Consider the following 19,477-nt stretch of genomic DNA (forward strand, 5'->3'; position numbering starts at 1 on the left):
TTACTCCTCTCCGCCGGCGGGATCGACGTGCCCGCGGCGGGCCCCCAGCACCAGCAGCGGCGGACGTCTGAGATGTTCAGCCAGGTGAGGATGGATCTGGAGAGCGGCGGGGCCGGGAACGGGTTCGTCGATGCCGGTCAGCTCCAGACCGGCATCGAGCAGGCAGCCGATCAGCGTGGCCATCTGCCTGTGGTGTTTCTCCACGCCCTCGACGATCCAATTCTGCCTCCGACGCCCTTCCGAGGCATAGTCGTCAACCGGCCAGACCCTGCCCTCGCCGGTTCTCCGCCAGCCGGTCATCGGATCGGCGGCGGTGCAGATCGGGTGTTCGATCGAGAAGACGAACCGTCCACCCAGCCGCAGCCAGTGCGCGACGCGCCGGACCAACCCCGGGTAGTCGGCGACGTAGTGCAGGACGAGGCTACTGACGACCAGGTCGGCGGAACGCGGGGGCAGCGTGAGCTCGTCCAGGTCAGCGCGCAGGTAGCGAACCCGCGGATGCGGGTCGGCCAGCGCCAGCATCCGCTGGGAGGAGTCCACCGCCACGACGTGCGCCGCTCCCGCGTCGGCCAGTCGGCGGGCGAGCGCGCCGGTCCCGCAGCCCAAATCGACGACCGCGGCGCCCGCCACGGGAGGGAGCATGCGGCTCATGGCCGGGATTTCAATGGCGTCGTTGATCCCGGCACCGGAATCCCTGAGCCGGCGGTAGCCCTCGAAGAAGCGGGGATCGTCGTACAGGTCGCGACCCGCCGTGATCACAGGTGCTTCCTCAGGTCGTCCACGTCGAGGAGCGGCAGACCCCAGCGCAGGGCGGTGATCTCGAGGTCGGTGGCCTTGGCCATGGTTCCGTCGGGGTTCATGACCTCACAGCACACCCCGACGGGCGGTAGCCCGGCCGCCACGCACATGGCGACGGTGGCCTCGGTGTGACCGGCTCGTTCGGCGAGACCTCCAGGGCGGGCGGCCAGCGGGAAGACATGCCCCGGCCGGAGGAAGTCGGACGGTCTGGACTCCGGATGGGCCAGGCGGCGTACGGTCGCGGCGCGTTCGGCCGCCGACACCCCGGTGCCGGTCCCTGCGACCAGATCCACCGGAACGTGCGGCCGGGTACCATGCCGATCACCGGGCCCGGGGATGGACCCGATCTCCAGACGGTCCAGGACCTCGGGCGCGCACGGCACGGTCGGATGACCGCAGACCTGGGTGAGCAGAAAGGTGAACGCTTCCGGGCGCAACCGGGCACCTGCGAACACCACGTCGCCCTCGCCCTCCCGGTCGGGATCCCAGATCACCACAGCTCCCCCGGACGCGAGTTGCGCCAGCGCCTTCTGCACGCCTTGCCCGCCCGAGACCCGTCCCGCCCACGGCAGCGCCGCGACCACCGCGCCCACCGCACGCCCCGGGTCCGACGGCCAGCGCCGCACCAGGCGGGTGAGCAGGTCGGGCTCCAGGTTCACGCGATCGCCGGCCGACAGCTCCGCCAGCGTGGTGGCCTGCAACGTCATGGGGATCAGCACCACCGAGAACCGGTCGCGGGACACCTCGGCGACGGTCAGGCTGACGCCGTCGACCGCGATCTGTCCCTTGGGGGCGACCAGCGGGAGAAAACGCTCCGGCGGCTTGATCCACAACCGCCGTGAGGTTCCCTCGTCGTCGATTCTCACGACCTTGCCCACGGCGTCCACGGCACCCTGGACCAGGTGACCACCCAGTGGGTCGCCCAGAGCCAACGGCGCCTCCACGTTGACCCGCGTGCCGGGCGGAATCTGGTCGAGGGTCGATCTGCGGCGGGTCTCGGCCGTGAGCCTGGCTTCCAGTACGTCCGTCTCGGGCTTGGTCTGGACGATCATCAGCCCGACGCCGTTCAGGCAGATCGAACCCAGCGCGCTCGCGGCGGCCTTGGGCGCTCTGACCGCGATACGAGCTTGGTCGACGGCCATCACCGTTCCGATTTCCTGGATGTGCCCGGTGAACATGCGACACCACCTCTCGACAGCGGAGAGGACGATCCTCGCCGCGCGAAGAATCAGGGGCCTGAGCTGGGCCCGAGAGGTGGCGGGGTCTCACCGCGTGGCCCGGAATCACACCGAGTCGTACCACCGCTACCGGCGGAACCGGCGGGCTGTCACCGCCGCACCTTGGAATCGCACCGATCCACCTATATCACCCACCCGTCGGCAAGATCAACGGTTGGGCGAGCCCGATCGGCGCACCACCCCGACCAGGGGACCATTACACCCCGCACAATAGAGGGCCATGATGCCCTACGACGCAGTGCTCTGCGACCTTGACGGCGTGCTCCGCCAGTTCGACCATGCCGTTCAGGCCGAGATCGAGGCCCGTTACGGGCTGCCGCTGATGCGGACCGCCTTCGACCCCGCCCTCATCGGCCCGGCCACACTCGGCCTGATCAGCGAGGAGGAGTGGGCGGAGTCCGTCGTCGTGGCTCTGGGCGGAGACGAACGGGCAAGGCGCGCGGTCGCCGAGTTCATCGCCGTACCGTTCACCGTGGACGAGGGCGTCAGGGCGCTGCTGGCGAAAGCGCAGGAGCGGGTGCCGGTGGTGCTGGTGACCAACGCCACGGACACCTTGGATGAGCATCTGGCCCGCGTCGGACTCACCCACTTCGCCGACGCCGTGGTCAGCAGCGCCCGGGTCGGGGTGGCCAAGCCTGACCAGCGCATTTACGAGATCGCCGCAGAGGTCGCCGGCACCGCGCCAGAGCGTTGCCTGTTCATCGACGACCGACTGGAGAACGTGGAGGCGGCCAGATCGCTGGGCATGACCGCTGTCCACTACCGAACGGTGGCAGATCTCGCTGCGGCACTGACTTAGCGGTGGCCTGGTCGCGGGCCGGCACGTAGAGATGATCCTTCCAGCGTCCCGCAGCTCTGTGTGAGCCGGATCACGTGCCGCGGCTGTCACGGTTGCTCCCACTCGCCCGTCCAGGTGTATGCACACCTCCCCGACCAAGTAAGGGGTCACCATGGCTCGCCTGGACAGCACACCTCAGAGCACCACCGCCCAGCCGGCGCGCAAGCGGCGCTGGCGCCACTGGTTGGCGGCTGCGCTCGCGCTGCTGATGGCCGCACTGCTGTTCGGCGCGTACGGCTGGCAGCCGGCCGAGGAAGGCCGCGCATTCCGCTCGCCGTACCTGGCCCAGGCCGGCTCCCGCTACGCCGACACCCCGATCGCCCGCTTCCACTACATCCAAGCCGGATCCGGCACACCGGTGATCTTGCTCTCGCCCGGCGGCACCTCGGTCATCGGCTGGAAGGACCAACTTGGCATACTGGCCCGCGACCACACCGTGTACGCGGTCGACCTTCCCGGCCAGGGCTACACCCAGTTGAAGGACGCCGGCTTCGCCTTCGACCTGGATGCCATGGTCGCTGCCGTCGGCGCGTTCATGGACAGCCTTGGAATACGGCAGGCCGCCCTGGCCGGCAACTCCTGGAGCGGCGGCTGGGCCCTGGCCTTCGCCCAGCGCCACCCCGACCGCGTCACCAAGCTCGCCCTGCTGGACGCCACCGGGCTAGACCTGCCGGGGACCTTGATGTGGGAATCCCTCAAGATTCCTGTCATCGGCGAGCTGGCCGTCAAGCTGTCCACCGGCAAGTCCACGGTCCGCAGCCTGGCCGAGGGCATGATGGTCAACAAGCAGCGCGTCACCGAGCAGCTCCTGGACGAGTGGTGGGCGCCGATGACCTTCCATGACAACATCCGTGCCACCTACCTACTGGAACGCCGTCTGGACTGGGCGCTCACCGAAGCCGCCCTCCCCGCCACCAAGACCCCGACGCTGGTGCTGTGGGGCAAGCAGGACACCATCCAGCCTGTCGAGCGCGCCCACCGTTTCGCCGAGCTGCTCACGAACGAAGAGCTCGTGATCTTGGATGGCTGCGGCCACGCCCCTCAGCTGGACTGCCCGGAACCGGTCAACCGCCACCTCCAGACCTTCTTCACCGACTCACGATGACCAGTTGCCCACGCGCTGCTGGGCGGGTAAGCGATCAGCGTGCCGATGACCGCGAGCGTCGCTCCATGGTCGGGGGACACGCCCCAGCCGATGCCGCAGGCGGTGCGCAGTCAGGCGTCATCGGGAAGCCCGCCGCGCAGCGCGTCGGCGTTGTCTGCCAAGTTGATGCCGCCGCCGGTGATGACGGCGTCCAGGCCACGCCGTGACTGCTGGGCGCGCCGGTAGTGGTCGGTTAGCGCAATACCGAGATAAGCCAGGCCCATCCCGTCTGGCAGGGTGGACTCGATGACGCGGTCGCTCGCGGCGATGATGCACCAGGCGTGATCGAAGGCGAATGGCACACCCTCGGCCATCACCATGCCCTCCACGTAGAGCGCGAAGCCATCCGCGAAGCCACCCTTGAAGGCTTGGACGCCGCCGCACGCCAGGGCAAGCACGGCGGCCGCCCCGTCGTGATCACCGACGACATGCTGCACACCGTGCTGTGCCGCAAGGCCGCCGGGGAACGCATTGAGGAGATCCGCAAAGACCTGATCATCCCCACCGGCAAACGCAAGGGCGAGAATCCCTCCCTGGCCAGCATCTACCGGGCCCTGGCCGAGCATGAGAAAACCCAGGCCTACCGAAGCCATCGAGGCGGCCCACACCGACTTCGCCCTCCTGCAGGGCGAAGACATCCCCCGACTCCGCCCGGCCCGCATCCGACGCCCGGGCCAGGCGCTGACGGCGCAGGAGGCCGAACTTCGCCATCGCCTGCAGAATCAACCCCACCCGCACGCGGAGCTGCGATAGCGCACGCGATCAGTCCCGGCGCTGTCAGCTGATCAAGCCCGCAGAAGTCGCTCGCGCTGCTGCTCGTTCAGCGCGCCAACACGCTGTTTCTCCGCCACCCCGGAGATGGCCATCAACGCCGCGACTCTGGCCGGCCCATGCCCGGGAACGGCCCGCAGGACCTGAACCACCCGGGTCCTGCCGACCAGATCGTGCCCGCGGCGCTCGAACACCTCCGCCACACTCACCGCACCGGAGGGCACCTCCGCCAACAGCGCCCGACGCGCCGTACGCGCCTCGGCCTCCTTCGCCAACGCCTTCGCACGCTGCTCCGCGTCCAGAACGCTGCGCTCGGCGTTGGTCGACTCCAGGTCAATCGACTCCACCAAGGTGAACACCGCTGAGCGGTGCGAGCGGTAGTGCTGGTCCAGCAGCGGCAGGTAGTTGTTGCCGTGATGGGCCGAAACCGCCTCGTGCGCAGTCTTGAGCGCCTCCAGACCTCCGGCTTGGTCCAGGGCCTTGAGCACCAACCGGCCCGCCCGCTCGGTCACCGCCTCCTGGCCATCGCTTGTCCGGTGTGTCCACGGCGGCGTCGGCACCGTCCTCACTGTTCTGCTGTTCCACGGAGGTCATGGCCTCGCGGACGCCGTCCAGGACGTCGCCGAACACGCCCAGGAGCCGTTCGGACTCGGCACGGTGCGTCTCCCGCAGCGTTTCCGGCTGGTCGCGGCCCCTCTTGTGGATCGCGGCCATCCGCTTGCAGAACATCGTCACCACGTCGTCGCGGACCCCGGTCCGCACCGTGTGCAAGAGGCTAACGATCAAAGTGAGCCGCTTGTCCTCATCCAGTACCTTGCGCAGGCCGGCGACGTCGGTTACTCGCGCTTCGCCCGCGAAATGCGCGACCTTCCCCGGCGGGATAGCCTCCAGCCACTTCTCTGTCGGGCCGAGCGCGTCCAGGTTCTGCAAGAACGCCAGGCGTGCTTTGAACTTGCCCAGGGATGCGGCCTGCGCCACGTCCTTCAGGCCGTCGTACTCGCTGCGCCGGGTGACCGGATCGACCACCAGCAGCCGGGCCAGCCTGGCGCGTGCGGCCGGTTGGTGCCCAGATCGAAGTTCGCTTCATCTCATGCACCATGACGATCACGCGCCGGTGCGGGACGGCCTGCTTGAGGGGGCGGGCGTACTCCATCGCCTGAATGAACACCGGCCGCGTTGCCGGGGAGCATGCGCAGGATCAAGTCGACGGCGTCCTCCGAGTGGACTCCTGGAGTCAGGACTTCCTGTAAGAGCAGGCCGCGGATCGCGGCAACGGCGACGGTGGCCATGTTCAGCGCTTCCCCGGTGTCGTGCCCTTCGCGTTCCGCGAGTGAGGCCAGCATTTTGGTCAGGTCGTCGAGCGAGTCGATGAACTCGCGGAAGTCCTCCGGCCTGTACGCGGCCAGTCCTACGACGTGGAAGAAGCCGCGGACACGCGACAACTGCTCCGGGCGGGTGTAGGTCCGCCAGATCGCCACAACGAGGTTGGCGAAGGTGCCCTGCTGGGCGGCTGCGAAAAGGGCCTCGTTGTCACGAGATCGCTGTGCCTTGAGCATGGCCGCCAGGACGCCCGGGAGTGACCCGAAGTGGTATCGCAGGAGGGCGTGGCTGGTCTCGGTCCGGGCGGCGATCTCGCGGAGCGACACCTCCGGTGAGGGAAGGGCCTCGTCGAAGGTGTCGAGGAGCCGGGCCAGGAGGCGCTCGCGTGCGTCGCCTTTGCGTTCCGTGGTTGACAGGATCACTCCTACAGTTTATCCATTGGAAAAGATTTCTGGCGGCCCGTGTTGCTTCGTACATGGTCGCAGTCAGCTCGCGACGGCGGAGGGAACGACTCGTGGGACGTTTGCAGGTGGTCGGCGCGGCGGTCGCCGACGGGACGGGGCGCGATCCCATAGACGTCGACGTCACCGTCGAAGACGGGCGGATCACCCAGCTCGGGGCCTCCGGTGGCGAACCCGGCGAGCGGCTCGACGCCGGGGGACTGACGATGACGCCCGGCCTGATCGACGCGCACGTTCACCTGGGCCTGTCGAGCCCGATCCAGCCGCAGTTCTCGTTCCAGATCAGTGCCGCCGAGATCGCGGCGGACATCTTCGCCACGGCCGGCGCAGCGCTCGACGCCGGCTTCACGACCGTCCGGGACACCGGCGGGATCGACGGTGGCGTCGTCACCACGATCGCGAAGGGCAAGGTCAGGGGACCGCGCGTCCTGTCGTGCGGACCGGTGCAGTGCCAGATCGGTGGGCACGGCTACTACGGAGCCGACTGGGAACCCACCGAGCTGTGGAGCGGCCATCACCTTCCGGGTCTGTGTGCCCTGTCCATGATGTCGGGCAACGCGGACGAGCTGCGAGGCAACGTACGTGAGGCCTTCCGCCGCGGAGCCTCCTTCCTGAAGCTCTGTGTGACCGGGGGAGTGGTCAGCGCTCACGACCGGCTGACCGACACCCAGTTCACCGTGGAGGAGATCGCCGTCGCTGTGCAGGAAGCCGCGGCACGGGGCACTTACGTGACGGTTCACGCCCACAACAATGAGGGCATTCGGAACGCGGTCGAGGCCGGGGCGCGCTGTGTCGAGCACGGCACCGACCTCGATGAGCCCACGGCCACCTTGATGGCCACGCGCGGGGTCGCCCTTGTGCCCACGTTCGCCGTCGTCGAGCGACTGCTGCACGACCCCGCGGAAGCCGGCCTCGGCGAGCCGGTCCGCGATCGTGTGCTGGGTGTCCGTGAGCGGATGACCGAGGCGCTCGCTGTCGCCAAGGAGGCCGGAGTGCGGATCGGGCTGGGTTCCGATCTCATCGGTCCGGCTCAGGACCGTCGCGGCAAAGAACTCAGCCTCCGCGCAGCCCTCGAGACGCCGATGGAAGCGCTCGTGGCGGCGACCCAGACCAACGCCGAGATCCTCGGCCTGTCCGGCCAGGTGGGTGTCATCACTCCCGGCGCGCAGGCAGACCTCGTTCTTTGGAACGGCAACCCGCTCGAAGACCCAGAACTGTTCTCCGACCCCACCAGCGCCGTCCTCGTAATCCAGGCTGGCCAAATCGTAAAGGACCTCAGATGAGCACCATGTGGCAGGGCTGCCTCGCCCACACCGACTACTTCGAGATGCGCTCCAGCGGTGGGCACGACTACGGCGTCTGGGTCACCACGCCACCGCGCTACGACCCTGCCGCGGCGCAAGCGCCTGTCGTGTACGTGCTCGACGGCAATTGGGCCGTGGGCATGACCGCCCCACTCATCGTCACGCAACTGGACCCCATGCAGTCGATTCAGCCCTACGTCCAAGTCAGCGTGGGTTACGCAGGCGAGGAGGCAGAGCACTGGGAGCGGTTGCGCAACCGCGACCTCGTGCCCCCCGGCGAACCCATCGCGAAGGAGTACATCGATGCGGTGGAGATGGGGATCGAAGCGGGCACGATGACTCGCGAGCAAGCCGACGCCTACCTCGCTGAATTGAGCGACAGCCGCGGGGATATGTTCCTGAACTTCCTTACCGACGACCTACACCCGCGGATCGAACGCGACTACGGCACAGCCCCGAGCGGTCACGGCCTCTTCGGCTATTCCTACGGCGGACTCTTCAGTCTCTACGCCTGGCTCACCAATAGCACCTTCTTCGAGAGCATCGGCGCGGGCAGCCCCGGCATTGTGGGTGCAGACAGTCAGGTCTTCGCTCGTCTTCAAGCGATGGGTGACACCCTGCCTGCTACCAAGCTTCACGTGACCTTCAACGACCGAGAGATCCTCGGAGACGTGGCGGTCTACCAGAATCTCGCGAAGAACGCGGCCACGTTCCTTCACCGCCTCACCTCACGCAGCGGATCCGTCACCAGCGCACTCATGCACGAAACGCACGTGACCGGCCTGCAGGCCTCGTTCCTCAGTTATCTCAGGACCTGCCGTGCCCGGTAAGCGCACGGATGTCGTGGTGATCGGGTCGGGGGTGATCGGCGCGTCGGTCGCCTTGGAACTCGCCCGCCGTGGCTGGCAGGTGACGGTGGTCGACAAGGCCGGGGGCGCCGGCCACGGCTCCACGAGCGCGTCCAGCGCGGTGGTGCGGTTCAACTTCTCCACCGCCGCGGGCGTCGCCACCGCCTGGGAGGCGCACTTCGGCTGGAGGTCGTGGGCGGAGCACCTTGGCCGCGACGTCGGGCCGTTGGCTCGGTACGTACGGTGCGGGATGGCGATGCTGGACGTGGACGTGGCTCCTCGGTCGGTGTACCTGCCGTTGTTCCGGAACGCGGGTATCCCGTTCGAGGAGTGGACGAGTGCGGACCTGTCGGAGCGGATCCTGGGTATCGACGTCGGCAGGTACTGGCCACCGAAACGAATCGACGACGACGAGTTCTGGGCCGAGACCGAAACCACGCTGGGTGCCGTGTACACACCTGATGCGGGGTTCGTGAACGATCCGCAACTGGCGGCGCAGAATCTGGCCGCCGCCGCGCGGGCACACGGTGCCGAGTTCCGGTTCCATACGTCGGTGCGCGGGATCGAGCGGGCTCATGGCCGGGTCACCGCGATGACACTCGCGGACGGGAGCAGGATCCCCTGCGGCGTGGTGGTCAACGCCGCAGGCCCATGGTCGACCCGCATCAACGAGCTGGCCTCGGTCGGAGCCGACTTCACCGTGGGATGCCGGCCGTTACGGCAGGAGGTCGCGCACGTCGCGGCCCCCGCGGGTTTCGGCGCCGACAACCGCGCCGGGATCTGCGTCGCGGACATGGACCTGGGTATCTACCTGCGCGGTGAGGCCGGCGGGGGACTGCTGGTGGGTGGTACGGAACCGGAATGCGACCCGCTGCAGTGGGTGGACGACCCGGATGCCGTCACCGCGCATCCGACGACGGCGGTGTTCGAGGCCCAGGTGACGAGGGCTGCGCGACGGCTACCGGCGTTGGAGATACCGAATCGGGCTCGCGGGGTCGTGGGAGTCTACGACGTCGCCGACGACTGGACGCCGATTTACGACCGTACGGAGCTGGACGGGTTCTACGTCGCCATGGGGACGAGCGGCAACCAGTTCAAGAACGCGCCGGTCGTCGGCAAGTTCCTCGCCGCGATCATCGAACAGACCGAGAACGGCGTAGATCACGACGAACGGCCGGTACGATTCGTCGGCGAGCACACCGGCCTGGCCATAGACCTTTCGGCGTTCTCCCGCAAGCGTCCCCGCGGCACCGAGAACTCGGGCACAGTTCTGGGCTGATGCGCCTTCTTGACATCTCTCCACTGATGTCATCCGCCTGGGATTCGTCGGCTGAATCCGTACGGTGTCGGTTGTGGCGCGTCCAGGACCGTCCGCAGTGGAGATCCATGAGGAGCCATAGCCGGTGCAGGACCTTGCCCGGCGACAAGGTCAGAAGCGCCCACGGGCAGCAGTCGCACTGCGGCGAACGTGTTCGGGACTTCCCCCAAGGCCAGGTAGTTAAGGTTTCTGGGCTGCTGCCACCCCGCCGCCCGCGAGTCAGCACCCGCAAGGTCAAATCGCCCATCTCCCGTTACAACGAACGGCTCAACGACGGCAGGCCCGATCACAGCCGCACCATCACCGGCCTTGAGATCACCCTCCTGCCACCCCCACCCGCGCTGCCTGTCGCGTCACGAGACGAGCGGCCCATCGCCGCGGCCGACCGCCGCAGACAACAACAGGTCCTGGCCCTCCTCCACCAAGACCCCAACCGCGCCTGGCCGGCCCGCGACATTGCCCGCCACCTCGGCGATGTCACCTTGAACACCAGGTCCTGTAACCCCCTCATCAGGACGACCCGGACGCAGGATCCGCACCTACCGCGCAAGCGTGGTGAGCAACCGCTCGCGCTGCGCCTGCTCCAGGCCGCCAACCCGGCGCTTCACCTCGACCCCGCAGATCGCCATCAGCGCGGCGACCTGCGCCGGACCATAACCAGGCATCGCTCGCAGCACCTGAACGACCCTCGTCTTCTTGACAAGAGTCTCCTCCTCCGCCCGGGCCAACACTTCGGCCACCGTGACGGTCCCGGCTCGGACCGCGGCCAACAGCTCACTGCGGGCCTTGCGCGCCTCGGCGGCCTTGACCACCGCCATGGCCCGCTGCCCAGGAGTCAACGTCGGTACCGCCACAGATGGCCTCCTCGCACATCGGCTATCCCTTGCCACGCCCTGTGGACGGCGAGGGTGTCGGCCTCCATCATGGAGCACTGTCAACAGATGTGACAGCAAACCCGGTTCGCCGTACCGCTCCTACTCGCACGCCTACCTCGCCCGCACCGCCGACGGCCGCGCGCTGGCCACCAGCCTCATGGTGTCCGACCCCACCACCGCACCCGACACGATCGATGTGGCGGCCAAAAGCCGGTCCATCATCCGGGGAGCGTTTCACCCCCTGGCCCGACAACGGTGACAGCGCACAATCCCCAGCTCAGAGGACACGACGGTGCGGAAATCCCAAGCAAACTGACGGTCCGAAGTGCAGGTGGACAACCGGGCGTTCCTCCCTTGCCGATCTCCCGGAGGCCCCGGCGCACTCTCCGACACCTCGCGGGCGAACACCTGCATCCGCATCCCGAGAGGGCCTACCTGCACCGGAACGGCCAGTGGCGAGGACCCGAGCCCCACGGCTTTGATCGAGCACCTCATGCGGTGCACGGCGGACGACTTCACCCAGTGCCCCGACTACCGGCGCATCGTGGAAGGCGCGGCCGGGCTCCACGACCGCGGCGAGGACGGGTGCCTGGTCTGAGCGGATACGCTCTCGATCAACGCCCCTTCAGCGCGGAAGGAAGCACCTCGTGCGCACGTTCAAACTGCAGGTCCAGATGACCGTCGACGGCTACATGGCGGGCCCGAACGGTGAGATGGACTGGCTGTCCTTCCCGTGGACCGACGACATCAACGCCTACATCGACGAGCTCACCGGCCCCGTCGACTGCATCGTGCTGGGCCGTAAGCTCGCCGAGGGGTTCATCCCGGCGTGGGCGGCCGGGCCCGAGGGCGAGGACCAGAAGTCCATCGACAAGATGAACAACACGCCCAAGGTCGTCATCTCCAACACCCTCACCGAGTCGCCGTGGGAGAACGCCGTGGTCGCGGGCGGTGATCTCGCCGAGATCGTCAACGGGCTCAAGGCCCGGCCGGGCGGCGACCTGATCGCCTACGGCGGCGGCACGCTGGTGTCGAGCCTGATCGCCCAGGGGTTGCTCGACGAGCTGCACCTGTTCGTCAACCCGGTGGCCATCGGCGCCGGAATGCCGGTGTTCGGCGGGGCCGGCGACTACAGGCGGTTGCGGCCGGTGGCGGCCCGGCCGTTCGACTGCGGGATCACCGCCCTGCGCTACGAACCGAAGCGCGCCTGACCCAACCGACCACTCTGCGACGGGCCGTCGTCAGGTGGTGGGGAGGCACTCGATGACGGAGTGCCACGGCCGGATGTCGTGCACGGTGGCGACCCGTAGCCCGGCGGCCGCGGCCAGGGTCCGGTAGTCGTCGACGGTCCGTTCCCGGCCGCCGGTCAGGACCAGCATCCGCAGGTTCATCTCCGCGAACATGGCCGGATCGACCTCCGAGGTGCTGGGCGATTCGAGGATCAGCACGCGGCCGCGCGGGCCCGCCGCGGCGGCGCAGCGGCGCAGGATGGCGGTCGCCTCGGCGTCGGCCCAGTCGTGCAGCACCCGGTTGAGCACGTACGCGTCCGCGCCGGCGGGCAGTTCGTCGAAGAAGCTCCGCGCGACGGTCTCGCACCGGTCGGCCAGCCCGCGCTCGGCCAGGAACTGACGCGCGCGGGAGACGGTGTCCGGCAGGTCGATGAGCACACCGTGCAGGCCGTCGTGGCGCAGCAGCAGTTCGGCCAGCAGCTTTCCGGTGCCGCCGCCGACGTCGGCGACCCGGGTCAGCGCCGGCCAGTCGTAGCCCTCCGCCACTTCGCGGCCCCCGGCGTTGGCCGCCATCGTCGCGTCGAAGGAGGCGCTCAGCTCGGGGTTGGCGTCGAGGTAGTCCCAGAACGGCGCCCCGAACACCGCCGGCCAGGCGGGCAGGCCGGTCCGCACGGTGTCCTGCAGGCCGGTGAAGGCCAGGTCCATCCGGCCGCCGAACCCGTCCAGGTCCAGCCACCGCCACGCCGCGGACGGGTGGTCCCGGCGCAGCAGGGCGGCCGTCCCGTTCGCCGCGAACGTGCCGGGGCGGGGCTCGGTGAACACGCCGCGGCCGACCAGGTGGCGCAGCACCCGGGCCAGCGCGTCGGGGTCGGCGCCGGCCCGGGTGGCGAGGTCGTGGAGGTCCGAGCCGTCCTCGTCCACCAGATCGGGCAATCGCAAGGTCACGGCCACCCGCAGCGCCATGGGCGTCATCAGGTCCATCAGCGGCGTCAGGGCCCGCCATGCGGCGGCCCCGTCCAGGGCAGCGTCGTCACGCGTCATCTGCCTATGATGCACCTCAATTTATGAATCTACATTGTAAAGGTGGCGGGGTGAAGAGAACTCACCTACCAGCCAGAAAAGATCCCCTACGACACGGACGCGCCGCGGTCGACTGTCCGGAGCTGGTGAGGCCGCGCGCGGGGCTTACTTGGGGAGGGTCTGGTTGAAGCGCAGCATGTTGCCGGCGGGGTCGCGGAAGGCGCAGTCGCGGACGCCGTAGAACTGGTCCATCGGCTCCTGCAGCACCTCGCCGCCGGCGGAGCTGATGCGCTCGAAGGTGGCGTCGCAGTCGTCGGTCGTGAAGATGATGCCGCGCAGCAGGCCTTTGGCCATCAGCTCGGCCATGACCTGTTTGTCGGCGGGTGAGGCGTTGGGGTCGGCGAGTGGTGGTTCGAGGACGATGTCCACGTCCGGTTGGGAGGGTGACCCGACGGTCACCCAGCGCATCCCCTCGTATCCGACGTCGTTGCGTACCTCGAGGCCGAGTACGTCGCGGTAGAAGGCGAGCGCCTTGTCGTGGTCGTCGACGGCGATGAAGCAGGTGGAGAGCTTGATGTCCATGCACTTCACCCTACGGGGGAGCGGTGGGGCCCGCTTCTCCGTTCCTGACCGGTCGCGTGTAGATCTTGGCCATGCAGGCGGGGATGTCGGCGGCGCGGTCGTGGTCGCGGGCCCGGTAGGCGCTGGGGCTCTCGCCGACCAGCTGGGTGAAGCGGGTGCTGAACGACCCGAGTGACGTACAGCCGACCGCGAAGCAGACCTCGGTGACGGACAGGTCGCCGCGTCGCAGGAGTGCTTTGGCCCGCTCGATGCGGCGGGTCATCAGGTAGCTGTAGGGGGTCTCGCCGAAGGCGGCGCGGAAGCTGCGGGAGAAGTGGCCCGGGGACATCAGGGCGTCGCGGGCCAGGGCCGGGACGTCGAGGGGCTCGGCGTAGTCGCGGTCCATCCGGTCGCGCGCCCGCCGCAGCCGGACGAGATCGTCGAGGTCCTGCCGTCTCACCTCGTCAGTTTCTCACAGCATCCGGGGTGCGACCGGTCAGGAATGGAGAAGCGGGTTTCGGTGGCCTGCGGCTAGCGTGACCGGCACACACCTCATCTTTTCGAACAGGAGTGACCATGACCGGCTCTTCCACCCAGGGGATCACGACGGTGCTGCATCCGGTGTCGGATCTGGCGAAGGCGAAGGCGGTGTACGCCGCGCTGCTGGGCGTCGCGCCGCAGGCCGACGAGTCGTACTACGTCGGTTTCGAGGCCGAGGGCCAGCACATCGGGCTGGTGCCGGGCGGTGGGCCGCAGGCGATGACCTCGCCGGTGGCCTACTGGCACGTGGCGGACATCGAGGCGAAGCTGGCCGAGGTGACCGCCGCCGGGGCCACCGTGAAGGATCCCGTGCGCGACGTGGGTGGCGGTCGTCTGGTGGCCACCTTCACCGACCCCGACGGCAACGTCCTGGGGCTGCTTCAGGACCGGTGAGTGCCGGGCCTCTGCCGACCGTACTGACGCCAGAAAACCCCGACATAATGCTCGAAACTGGTCGGATCGAGCCAGGCGACGCCGACGGAGACCGCGAAAGCGGTCCTGCCCCACAGATGGAGACACGATGAGCAAGGCCACGAGCACGGACCCGCAGTCGCCTGCGCCGCACGTCGCCGACAGCCACGATCTGATCCGCGTGCACGGCGCACGCGAGAACAACCTCAAGGACGTCAGCATCGAGATCCCGAAGCGCCGGCTGACGGTGTTCACCGGCGTGTCCGGCTCGGGCAAGAGCTCGCTGGTGTTCAACACGATCGCCGCGGAGTCGCAGCGGATGATCAATGAGACCTACAGCACCTTCGTGCAGGGCTTCATGCCGACGCTGGCGCGGCCCGAGGTCGACGTGCTGGAGGGGCTGACCACCGCGATCATCGTGGACCAGCAGCGCATGGGCGCCGACCCCCGCTCCACGGTCGGCACCGCGACCGACGCCAACGCGATGCTGCGCATCCTGTTCAGCCGGCTCGGGCAGCCGCACATCGGCTCGCCCAACGCCTTCTCCTTCAACGTCCCCTCGGTACGGGCGAGCGGCGCGATCACCGTCGAGCGCGGCGCCAAGAAGACGGAGGTGCAGACCTTCACCCGCACCGGCGGCATGTGCACGCGCTGCGAAGGCCGGGGCGCGGTCTCCGACATCGATCTCACCCAGCTCTACGACGACTCCAAGTCGCTGGCCGAGGGCGCGTTCACCATTCCCGGCTGGAAGTCCGACAGCTTCTTCACCGTACGGGTCTACGCCGAGTCGGGCCTGCTGGACCCGGACAAGCCGATCCGCGACTTCACCAAGAAGGAGATGCAGGACTTCCTGTACCGGGAGCCGACCAAGGTCAAGGTCGAGGGTGTCAACCTCACCTTCGAGGGACTGATCCCCAAGATCCAGAAGTCGTTCCTGTCGAAGGACCGGGAGGCGATGCAGCCGCACATCCGGGAGTTCGTGGACCGGGCGGTCACCTTCACCACCTGCCCCGAGTGCGACGGAACCCGGCTCAGCGAGGCGGCCCGCTCCTCGCGGATCAACGGGGTCAGCATCGCCGACGCGTGCGCGATGCAGATCAGCGACCTGGCCGAGTGGATTCGCGGCCTCGACGAGCCGTCGGTGGCGCCGCTGCTGGCGACGCTGCTGCGGACGCTGGAGTCGTTCGTGGAGATCGGATTGGGCTACCTGTCGCTCGAGCGGCCGGCGGGCACGCTGTCGGGCGGCGAGGCGCAGCGCGTCAAGATGATCCGCCACCTCGGGTCCTCGCTCACCGACACCACCTACGTCTTCGACGAGCCCACCATCGGCCTGCACCCCCATGACATCCAGCGGATGAACGACCTGCTGCGGCGCCTGCGGGACAAGGGCAACACAGTGCTCGTCGTGGAGCACAAGCCGGAGGCGATCGCGATCGCCGACCACGTCGTCGACCTCGGCCCCGGCGCCGGTACGGCGGGCGGCACCGTCTGTTTCGAGGGCACCGTCGAGGGCCTGCGGGCCAGCGGCACCGTCACCGGGCGCCACCTCGACGACCGGGCCGCCCTGAAGGAGAGCGTGCGCAAGCCCACCGGCACGCTGGAGATCCGCGGCGCGAGCGCGAACAACCTGCGCGATGTCGACGTCGACATCCCCCTCGGGGTGCTGACCGTCGTCACCGGCGTCGCCGGCTCCGGCAAGAGCTCGCTGGTGCACGGGTCGATCCCCGCCGGGGCGGGGGTGGTGTCGATCGACCAGAGCGCGATCCGCGGCTCGCGGCGCAGCAATCCGGCGACCTACACCGGCCTGCTCGACCCGATCCGCAAGGCGTTCGCCAAGGCCAACGGTGTGAAGCCGGCGCTGTTCAGTGCCAACTCCGAGGGCGCCTGCCCGGCCTGCAACGGCGCCGGCGTCATCTTCACCGACCTGGCCATGATGGCCGGCGTCTCCACGCTCTGCGAGGAGTGCGACGGCAAGCGGTTCCAGGCCTCGGTGCTGGAGCACCACCTCGGCGGCCGCGACATCAGCGAGGTGCTGGCGATGCCGGTGGCCGAGGCCGAGGAGTTCTTCGGCGCGGGTGAGGCGCGCACTCCGGCCGCGCACGCCATCCTCGGCCGGCTCGCCGACGTCGGGCTCGGCTACCTGAGCCTGGGCCAGCCCCTCACCACGCTGTCGGGCGGGGAGCGGCAGCGGCTCAAGCTGGCCACCCGCATGGCCGACAAGGGCGGCGTGTACGTCCTGGACGAGCCGACCACCGGCCTGCACCTGGCCGACGTCGAGCAGCTGCTCGGCCTGCTGGACCGGCTGGTCGACGCCGGCAAGTCGGTCATCGTCATCGAGCACCACCAGGCGGTCATGGCGCACGCCGACTGGATCATCGATCTGGGCCCGGGCGCCGGTCACGACGGCGGCCGGATCGTGTTCGAGGGCACGCCCGCCGACCTCGTCGCCGCCCGCTCCACCCTCACCGGTGAGCACCTGGCGGCCTATGTCGGAGCGTGATCGCGGCGCTCGCGTGGCCTGGTGCCGTGCGGGCGCGGGCGTGTGAATAGACTTGTCCGACGTGACGTCCAAGCCGCGTATCCCGAATGTCCTGGCCTCGCGTTATGCCTCGCCGGAGCTGGCCCGCCTGTGGTCCCCCGAATACAAGATCATCGCTGAGCGGCGGTTGTGGCTGGCGGTGCTGCGGGCGCAGGCCGAGTTGGGGGTGACGGTCCCGCAGGGCGCGGTCGACGACTACGAGAAGGTGGTCGAGCAGGTCGACGTCGACTCGATCGCGGCGCGTGAGCGGGTGACGCGGCACGACGTGAAGGCGCGTATCGAGGAGTTCAACGCGCTGGCCGGGCACGAGCAGGTGCACAAGGGGATGACCTCGCGCGACCTGACCGAGAACGTCGAGCAGCTGCAGATCCGTGACAGCCTGCTGCTGGTGCGTGACCGGGTGGTGGCGTTGCTGGCGCGTCTGGCGACGCTGGCCGAGGAGCACAAGACCACGGTGGTCGCCGGGCGTTCGCACAATGTGGCGGCGCAGGCGACCACGCTGGGCAAGCGTTTCGCGTCGGCGGCCGATGAGCTGCTGGTGGCCTACCGGCGGCTGGAGGAGCTGATCGGCCGCTACCCGCTGCGCGGGATCAAGGGGCCGGTGGGCACCGCGCAGGACATGCTCGATCTGCTGGGCGGCGATCGGGGCAAGCTGGCCGAGCTGGAGGAGAAGGTGGCCGCGCACCTGGGGTTCGCGCACCGCTTCACCAGCGTGGGGCAGGTTTATCCCCGTTCGCTGGACTTCGAGGTGGTGACGGCGCTGGTGCAGCTGGCGGCGGCGCCGTCGTCGCTGGCCAAGACGATCCGGCTGATGGCCGGGCACGAGCTGGTCACCGAGGGGTTCAAGGAGGGGCAGGTCGGCTCGTCGGCGATGCCCCACAAGATGAACACCCGCTCCTGCGAGCGCGTCAACGGCCTGGCCGTGGTGCTGCGGGGTTATGCCTCGATGGCGGGCGAGCTGGCGGGTGACCAGTGGAACGAGGGCGACGTGTCGTGCTCGGTGGTGCGCCGGGTGGCGCTGCCGGACGCGTTCTTCGCCTTCGACGGGCTGGTGGAGACGATGCTGACGGTGCTGGACGAGTTCGGTGCCTTCCCGGCGGTCATCGCCGCCGAGCTGGAGCGTTATCTGCCGTTCCTGGCCACGACGAAGATGCTCATGGCGGCGGTGCGGGCCGGGGTGGGCCGGGAGACGGGGCACGAGCTGATCAAGGAGCACGCGGTGGGTGCGGCGCTGGCGATGCGCTCGCGCGGCGCCGGCAACGAGCTGCTCGATCTGCTGGCGGCCGACACCCGCTTCCCGCTGGACCGCGCCCGGCTGGAGGGGCTGCTGGCCGACCAGGTGTCGTTCACCGGGGCGGCGGCCGATCAGGTGGAGGCCGTGACCCGGCAGGTGGGCGAGGTTGTGACGGCGCATCCGGAGGCGGCGGCCTACCGGCCCGGCGCCATCCTGTAGCGAGCTGCGGCCAGCTGTGACGATACGGGAGTTACGCGACGACGCCGAGGTGCGTGCCGCGTGCGGTGACGACGACCTGCTGGTGTGGGCGGCGCAGGGGCTGCGTGGCGGCGCGCGGGCGTGGGCGCTCGGCGGGGCGGTGGTGGCCGCCGGCCCGGGCGCCTCGCGCCGCGACCGGCTGGGCGTGTGGGGTGCGGCCTCGGACGCGGTGGAGCTGGTCCGGCACGCGCTGGCCGAGGTGGGGCCCTCCTACCGGCCGTTCGGGGAGCTGGAGCTGGTACGCGAGGTGACGGCCAAGCTGGACGGCCTGCGCGAGTCCGGGACGTTCTCCTGGATGAGCCTGCCGGCGCTGGACGGCCCCGTCCCCAGCGGGGTGGGGTGGCTGGAGCCGGAGGCCGCGGGCGAGGTCGCGGCGCTGCTGGCGGCCGACGCGCCCGACTCCTATGCGGTGCCCGGCATCGCCGGGGTGCGGAGGTGGGCCGGGGTGCGCGTCGGCGGTGAGCTGGCGGCGGTGGCGGCCGATGCCTGGTCGGCGCCCAGCGTGGGGCTGCTGGCCGGGGTGGCGACGAAGGCGGGAATGCGCGGGCGGGGGCTGGCCGATCGGGTGTGCCGGTGGGTGTCGGCGCAGCTGCTGGCCGTCTACGGGCGGGCGGCGCTGATGGTCGACGACGGCAACGTGGCGGCCGGCACGGTCTATGAGCGGATCGGCTACCGGCGCCGGCGGGTGATGGCCTCTCACGTCGCCGGGTGACCCGCGCGGGCGCCGGGAAAATCGGGTGAGGTTCGGGCGGCGCTGGGGCAGAGTTGAC

At 69.3% G+C, this 19,477-nt stretch carries 20 protein-coding genes; 11 read left to right on the forward strand and 9 right to left on the reverse strand.

The window, feature by feature from the left end:
• Positions 1-759 (reverse strand): class I SAM-dependent methyltransferase, encoded by a 759-nt coding sequence (locus ACFKCF_RS51290; RefSeq protein WP_394503339.1) that lies wholly within the window; start codon positions 757-759, stop codon positions 1-3.
• Positions 756-1,976, reverse strand: coding sequence for a riboflavin synthase (locus ACFKCF_RS51295; protein WP_394503341.1), 1,221 nt, complete (start codon positions 1,974-1,976; stop codon positions 756-758). Before ACFKCF_RS51295 ends, ACFKCF_RS51290 begins: the two co-directional genes overlap by 4 nt.
• 280 nt (positions 1,977-2,256) lie before the next feature.
• On the opposite strand from ACFKCF_RS51295, the gene ACFKCF_RS51300 reads away from it, so the two are divergent.
• Both ACFKCF_RS51300 and ACFKCF_RS51305 read left to right on the forward strand, forming a co-directional pair.
• Entirely contained in the window at positions 2,257-2,835 is a 579-nt protein-coding gene (locus tag ACFKCF_RS51300; RefSeq protein WP_394503343.1) for an HAD family hydrolase, read from the forward strand.
• Positions 2,836-2,986: 151 nt separating this feature from the next.
• Positions 2,987-3,979 (forward strand): alpha/beta fold hydrolase, encoded by a 993-nt coding sequence (locus tag ACFKCF_RS51305; protein WP_394503345.1) that lies wholly within the window; start codon positions 2,987-2,989, stop codon positions 3,977-3,979.
• Between the two features lie 110 nt (positions 3,980-4,089).
• Here ACFKCF_RS51305 and ACFKCF_RS51310 read toward each other — a convergent pair whose 3' ends face one another.
• Positions 4,090-4,626 (reverse strand): hypothetical protein, encoded by a 537-nt coding sequence (locus ACFKCF_RS51310; protein WP_394503346.1) that lies wholly within the window; start codon positions 4,624-4,626, stop codon positions 4,090-4,092.
• Between the two features lie 177 nt (positions 4,627-4,803).
• Positions 4,804-5,301 (reverse strand): integration host factor, actinobacterial type, encoded by a 498-nt coding sequence (gene mihF / locus ACFKCF_RS51315; protein ID WP_394503348.1) that lies wholly within the window; start codon positions 5,299-5,301, stop codon positions 4,804-4,806.
• Between mihF (ACFKCF_RS51315) and ACFKCF_RS51320 the strand changes: the two genes are divergently transcribed.
• Positions 5,270-5,890 carry a hypothetical protein gene (locus ACFKCF_RS51320; RefSeq protein WP_394503350.1) on the forward strand — a complete coding sequence of 207 codons (621 nt, stop codon included), beginning with the start codon at positions 5,270-5,272 and terminating at the stop codon, positions 5,888-5,890. The genes mihF (ACFKCF_RS51315) and ACFKCF_RS51320 overlap by 32 nt on opposite strands.
• On the opposite strand, the gene ACFKCF_RS51325 is transcribed toward ACFKCF_RS51320, so the two are convergent.
• On the reverse strand, positions 5,878-6,531 hold the full coding sequence (locus tag ACFKCF_RS51325) for a TetR/AcrR family transcriptional regulator (RefSeq protein ID WP_394503352.1): 654 nt from the start codon (positions 6,529-6,531) through the stop codon (positions 5,878-5,880). The genes ACFKCF_RS51320 and ACFKCF_RS51325 overlap by 13 nt on opposite strands.
• Positions 6,532-6,623: 92 nt before the next feature.
• Here ACFKCF_RS51325 and ACFKCF_RS51330 point away from each other — a divergent pair, with 92 nt between their 5' ends.
• From ACFKCF_RS51330 to ACFKCF_RS51340, 3 genes are read left to right on the forward strand one after another with little or no spacing between them, the layout of a single operon-like run.
• Positions 6,624-7,853: an amidohydrolase family protein gene (locus tag ACFKCF_RS51330; protein WP_394503354.1), complete on the forward strand. Its 1,230-nt coding sequence runs from the start codon at positions 6,624-6,626 to the stop codon at positions 7,851-7,853.
• Positions 7,850-8,704, forward strand: a complete 855-nt coding sequence (locus ACFKCF_RS51335) for an alpha/beta hydrolase (protein ID WP_394503356.1) — start codon at positions 7,850-7,852, stop codon at positions 8,702-8,704. The genes ACFKCF_RS51330 and ACFKCF_RS51335 overlap by 4 nt, the downstream gene beginning before the upstream one ends.
• The gene (locus ACFKCF_RS51340) at positions 8,694-10,001 is read left to right on the forward strand and encodes an NAD(P)/FAD-dependent oxidoreductase (protein WP_394503358.1); all 1,308 of its coding nucleotides are present in this window, start codon (positions 8,694-8,696) and stop codon (positions 9,999-10,001) included. The genes ACFKCF_RS51335 and ACFKCF_RS51340 overlap by 11 nt, the downstream gene beginning before the upstream one ends.
• Before the next feature lie 578 nt (positions 10,002-10,579).
• Here the strand turns inward: ACFKCF_RS51340 and mihF (ACFKCF_RS51345) are convergent.
• Positions 10,580-10,972, reverse strand: a complete 393-nt coding sequence (gene mihF, locus ACFKCF_RS51345) for an integration host factor, actinobacterial type (RefSeq protein ID WP_394503408.1) — start codon at positions 10,970-10,972, stop codon at positions 10,580-10,582.
• Positions 10,973-11,562: 590 nt separating this feature from the next.
• Between mihF (ACFKCF_RS51345) and ACFKCF_RS51350 the strand changes: the two genes are divergently transcribed.
• A complete protein-coding gene (locus ACFKCF_RS51350) occupies positions 11,563-12,126 on the forward strand; it encodes a dihydrofolate reductase family protein (protein WP_394503360.1) in 564 nt (187 codons plus the stop codon).
• A gap of 30 nt (positions 12,127-12,156) precedes the next feature.
• On the opposite strand, the gene ACFKCF_RS51355 is transcribed toward ACFKCF_RS51350, so the two are convergent.
• From ACFKCF_RS51355 to ACFKCF_RS51365, 3 genes are all read right to left on the reverse strand, one after another.
• Entirely contained in the window at positions 12,157-13,185 is a 1,029-nt protein-coding gene (locus ACFKCF_RS51355; RefSeq protein WP_394503362.1) for a methyltransferase, read from the reverse strand.
• A 144-nt stretch (positions 13,186-13,329) separates the two neighbouring features.
• Entirely contained in the window at positions 13,330-13,746 is a 417-nt protein-coding gene (locus ACFKCF_RS51360) for a VOC family protein (protein WP_394503364.1), read from the reverse strand.
• Between the two features lie 10 nt (positions 13,747-13,756).
• A complete protein-coding gene (locus ACFKCF_RS51365; protein ID WP_394503410.1) occupies positions 13,757-14,131 on the reverse strand; it encodes a helix-turn-helix transcriptional regulator in 375 nt (124 codons plus the stop codon).
• 170 nt (positions 14,132-14,301) lie between these two features.
• Here ACFKCF_RS51365 and ACFKCF_RS51370 point away from each other — a divergent pair, with 170 nt between their 5' ends.
• The 4 genes from ACFKCF_RS51370 (at position 14,302) to ACFKCF_RS51385 (ending at position 19,419) form a co-directional block, all read left to right on the forward strand.
• Entirely contained in the window at positions 14,302-14,658 is a 357-nt protein-coding gene (locus tag ACFKCF_RS51370; RefSeq protein ID WP_394503366.1) for a VOC family protein, read from the forward strand.
• A gap of 127 nt (positions 14,659-14,785) precedes the next feature.
• Complete coding sequence (locus tag ACFKCF_RS51375) at positions 14,786-17,176, forward strand: ATP-binding cassette domain-containing protein (RefSeq protein ID WP_394503367.1); 2,391 nt, start codon at positions 14,786-14,788, stop codon at positions 17,174-17,176.
• Positions 17,177-17,237: 61 nt separating this feature from the next.
• Entirely contained in the window at positions 17,238-18,668 is a 1,431-nt protein-coding gene (gene purB / locus ACFKCF_RS51380; RefSeq protein ID WP_394503368.1) for an adenylosuccinate lyase, read from the forward strand.
• 16 nt (positions 18,669-18,684) lie between these two features.
• A complete protein-coding gene (locus ACFKCF_RS51385; protein ID WP_394503370.1) occupies positions 18,685-19,419 on the forward strand; it encodes a GNAT family N-acetyltransferase in 735 nt (244 codons plus the stop codon).
• Positions 19,420-19,477 lie beyond the last annotated feature (58 nt).

This window comes from Nonomuraea sp. JJY05 (assembly GCF_043496855.1).
Lineage (GTDB): Bacteria > Actinomycetota > Actinomycetes > Streptosporangiales > Streptosporangiaceae > Nonomuraea.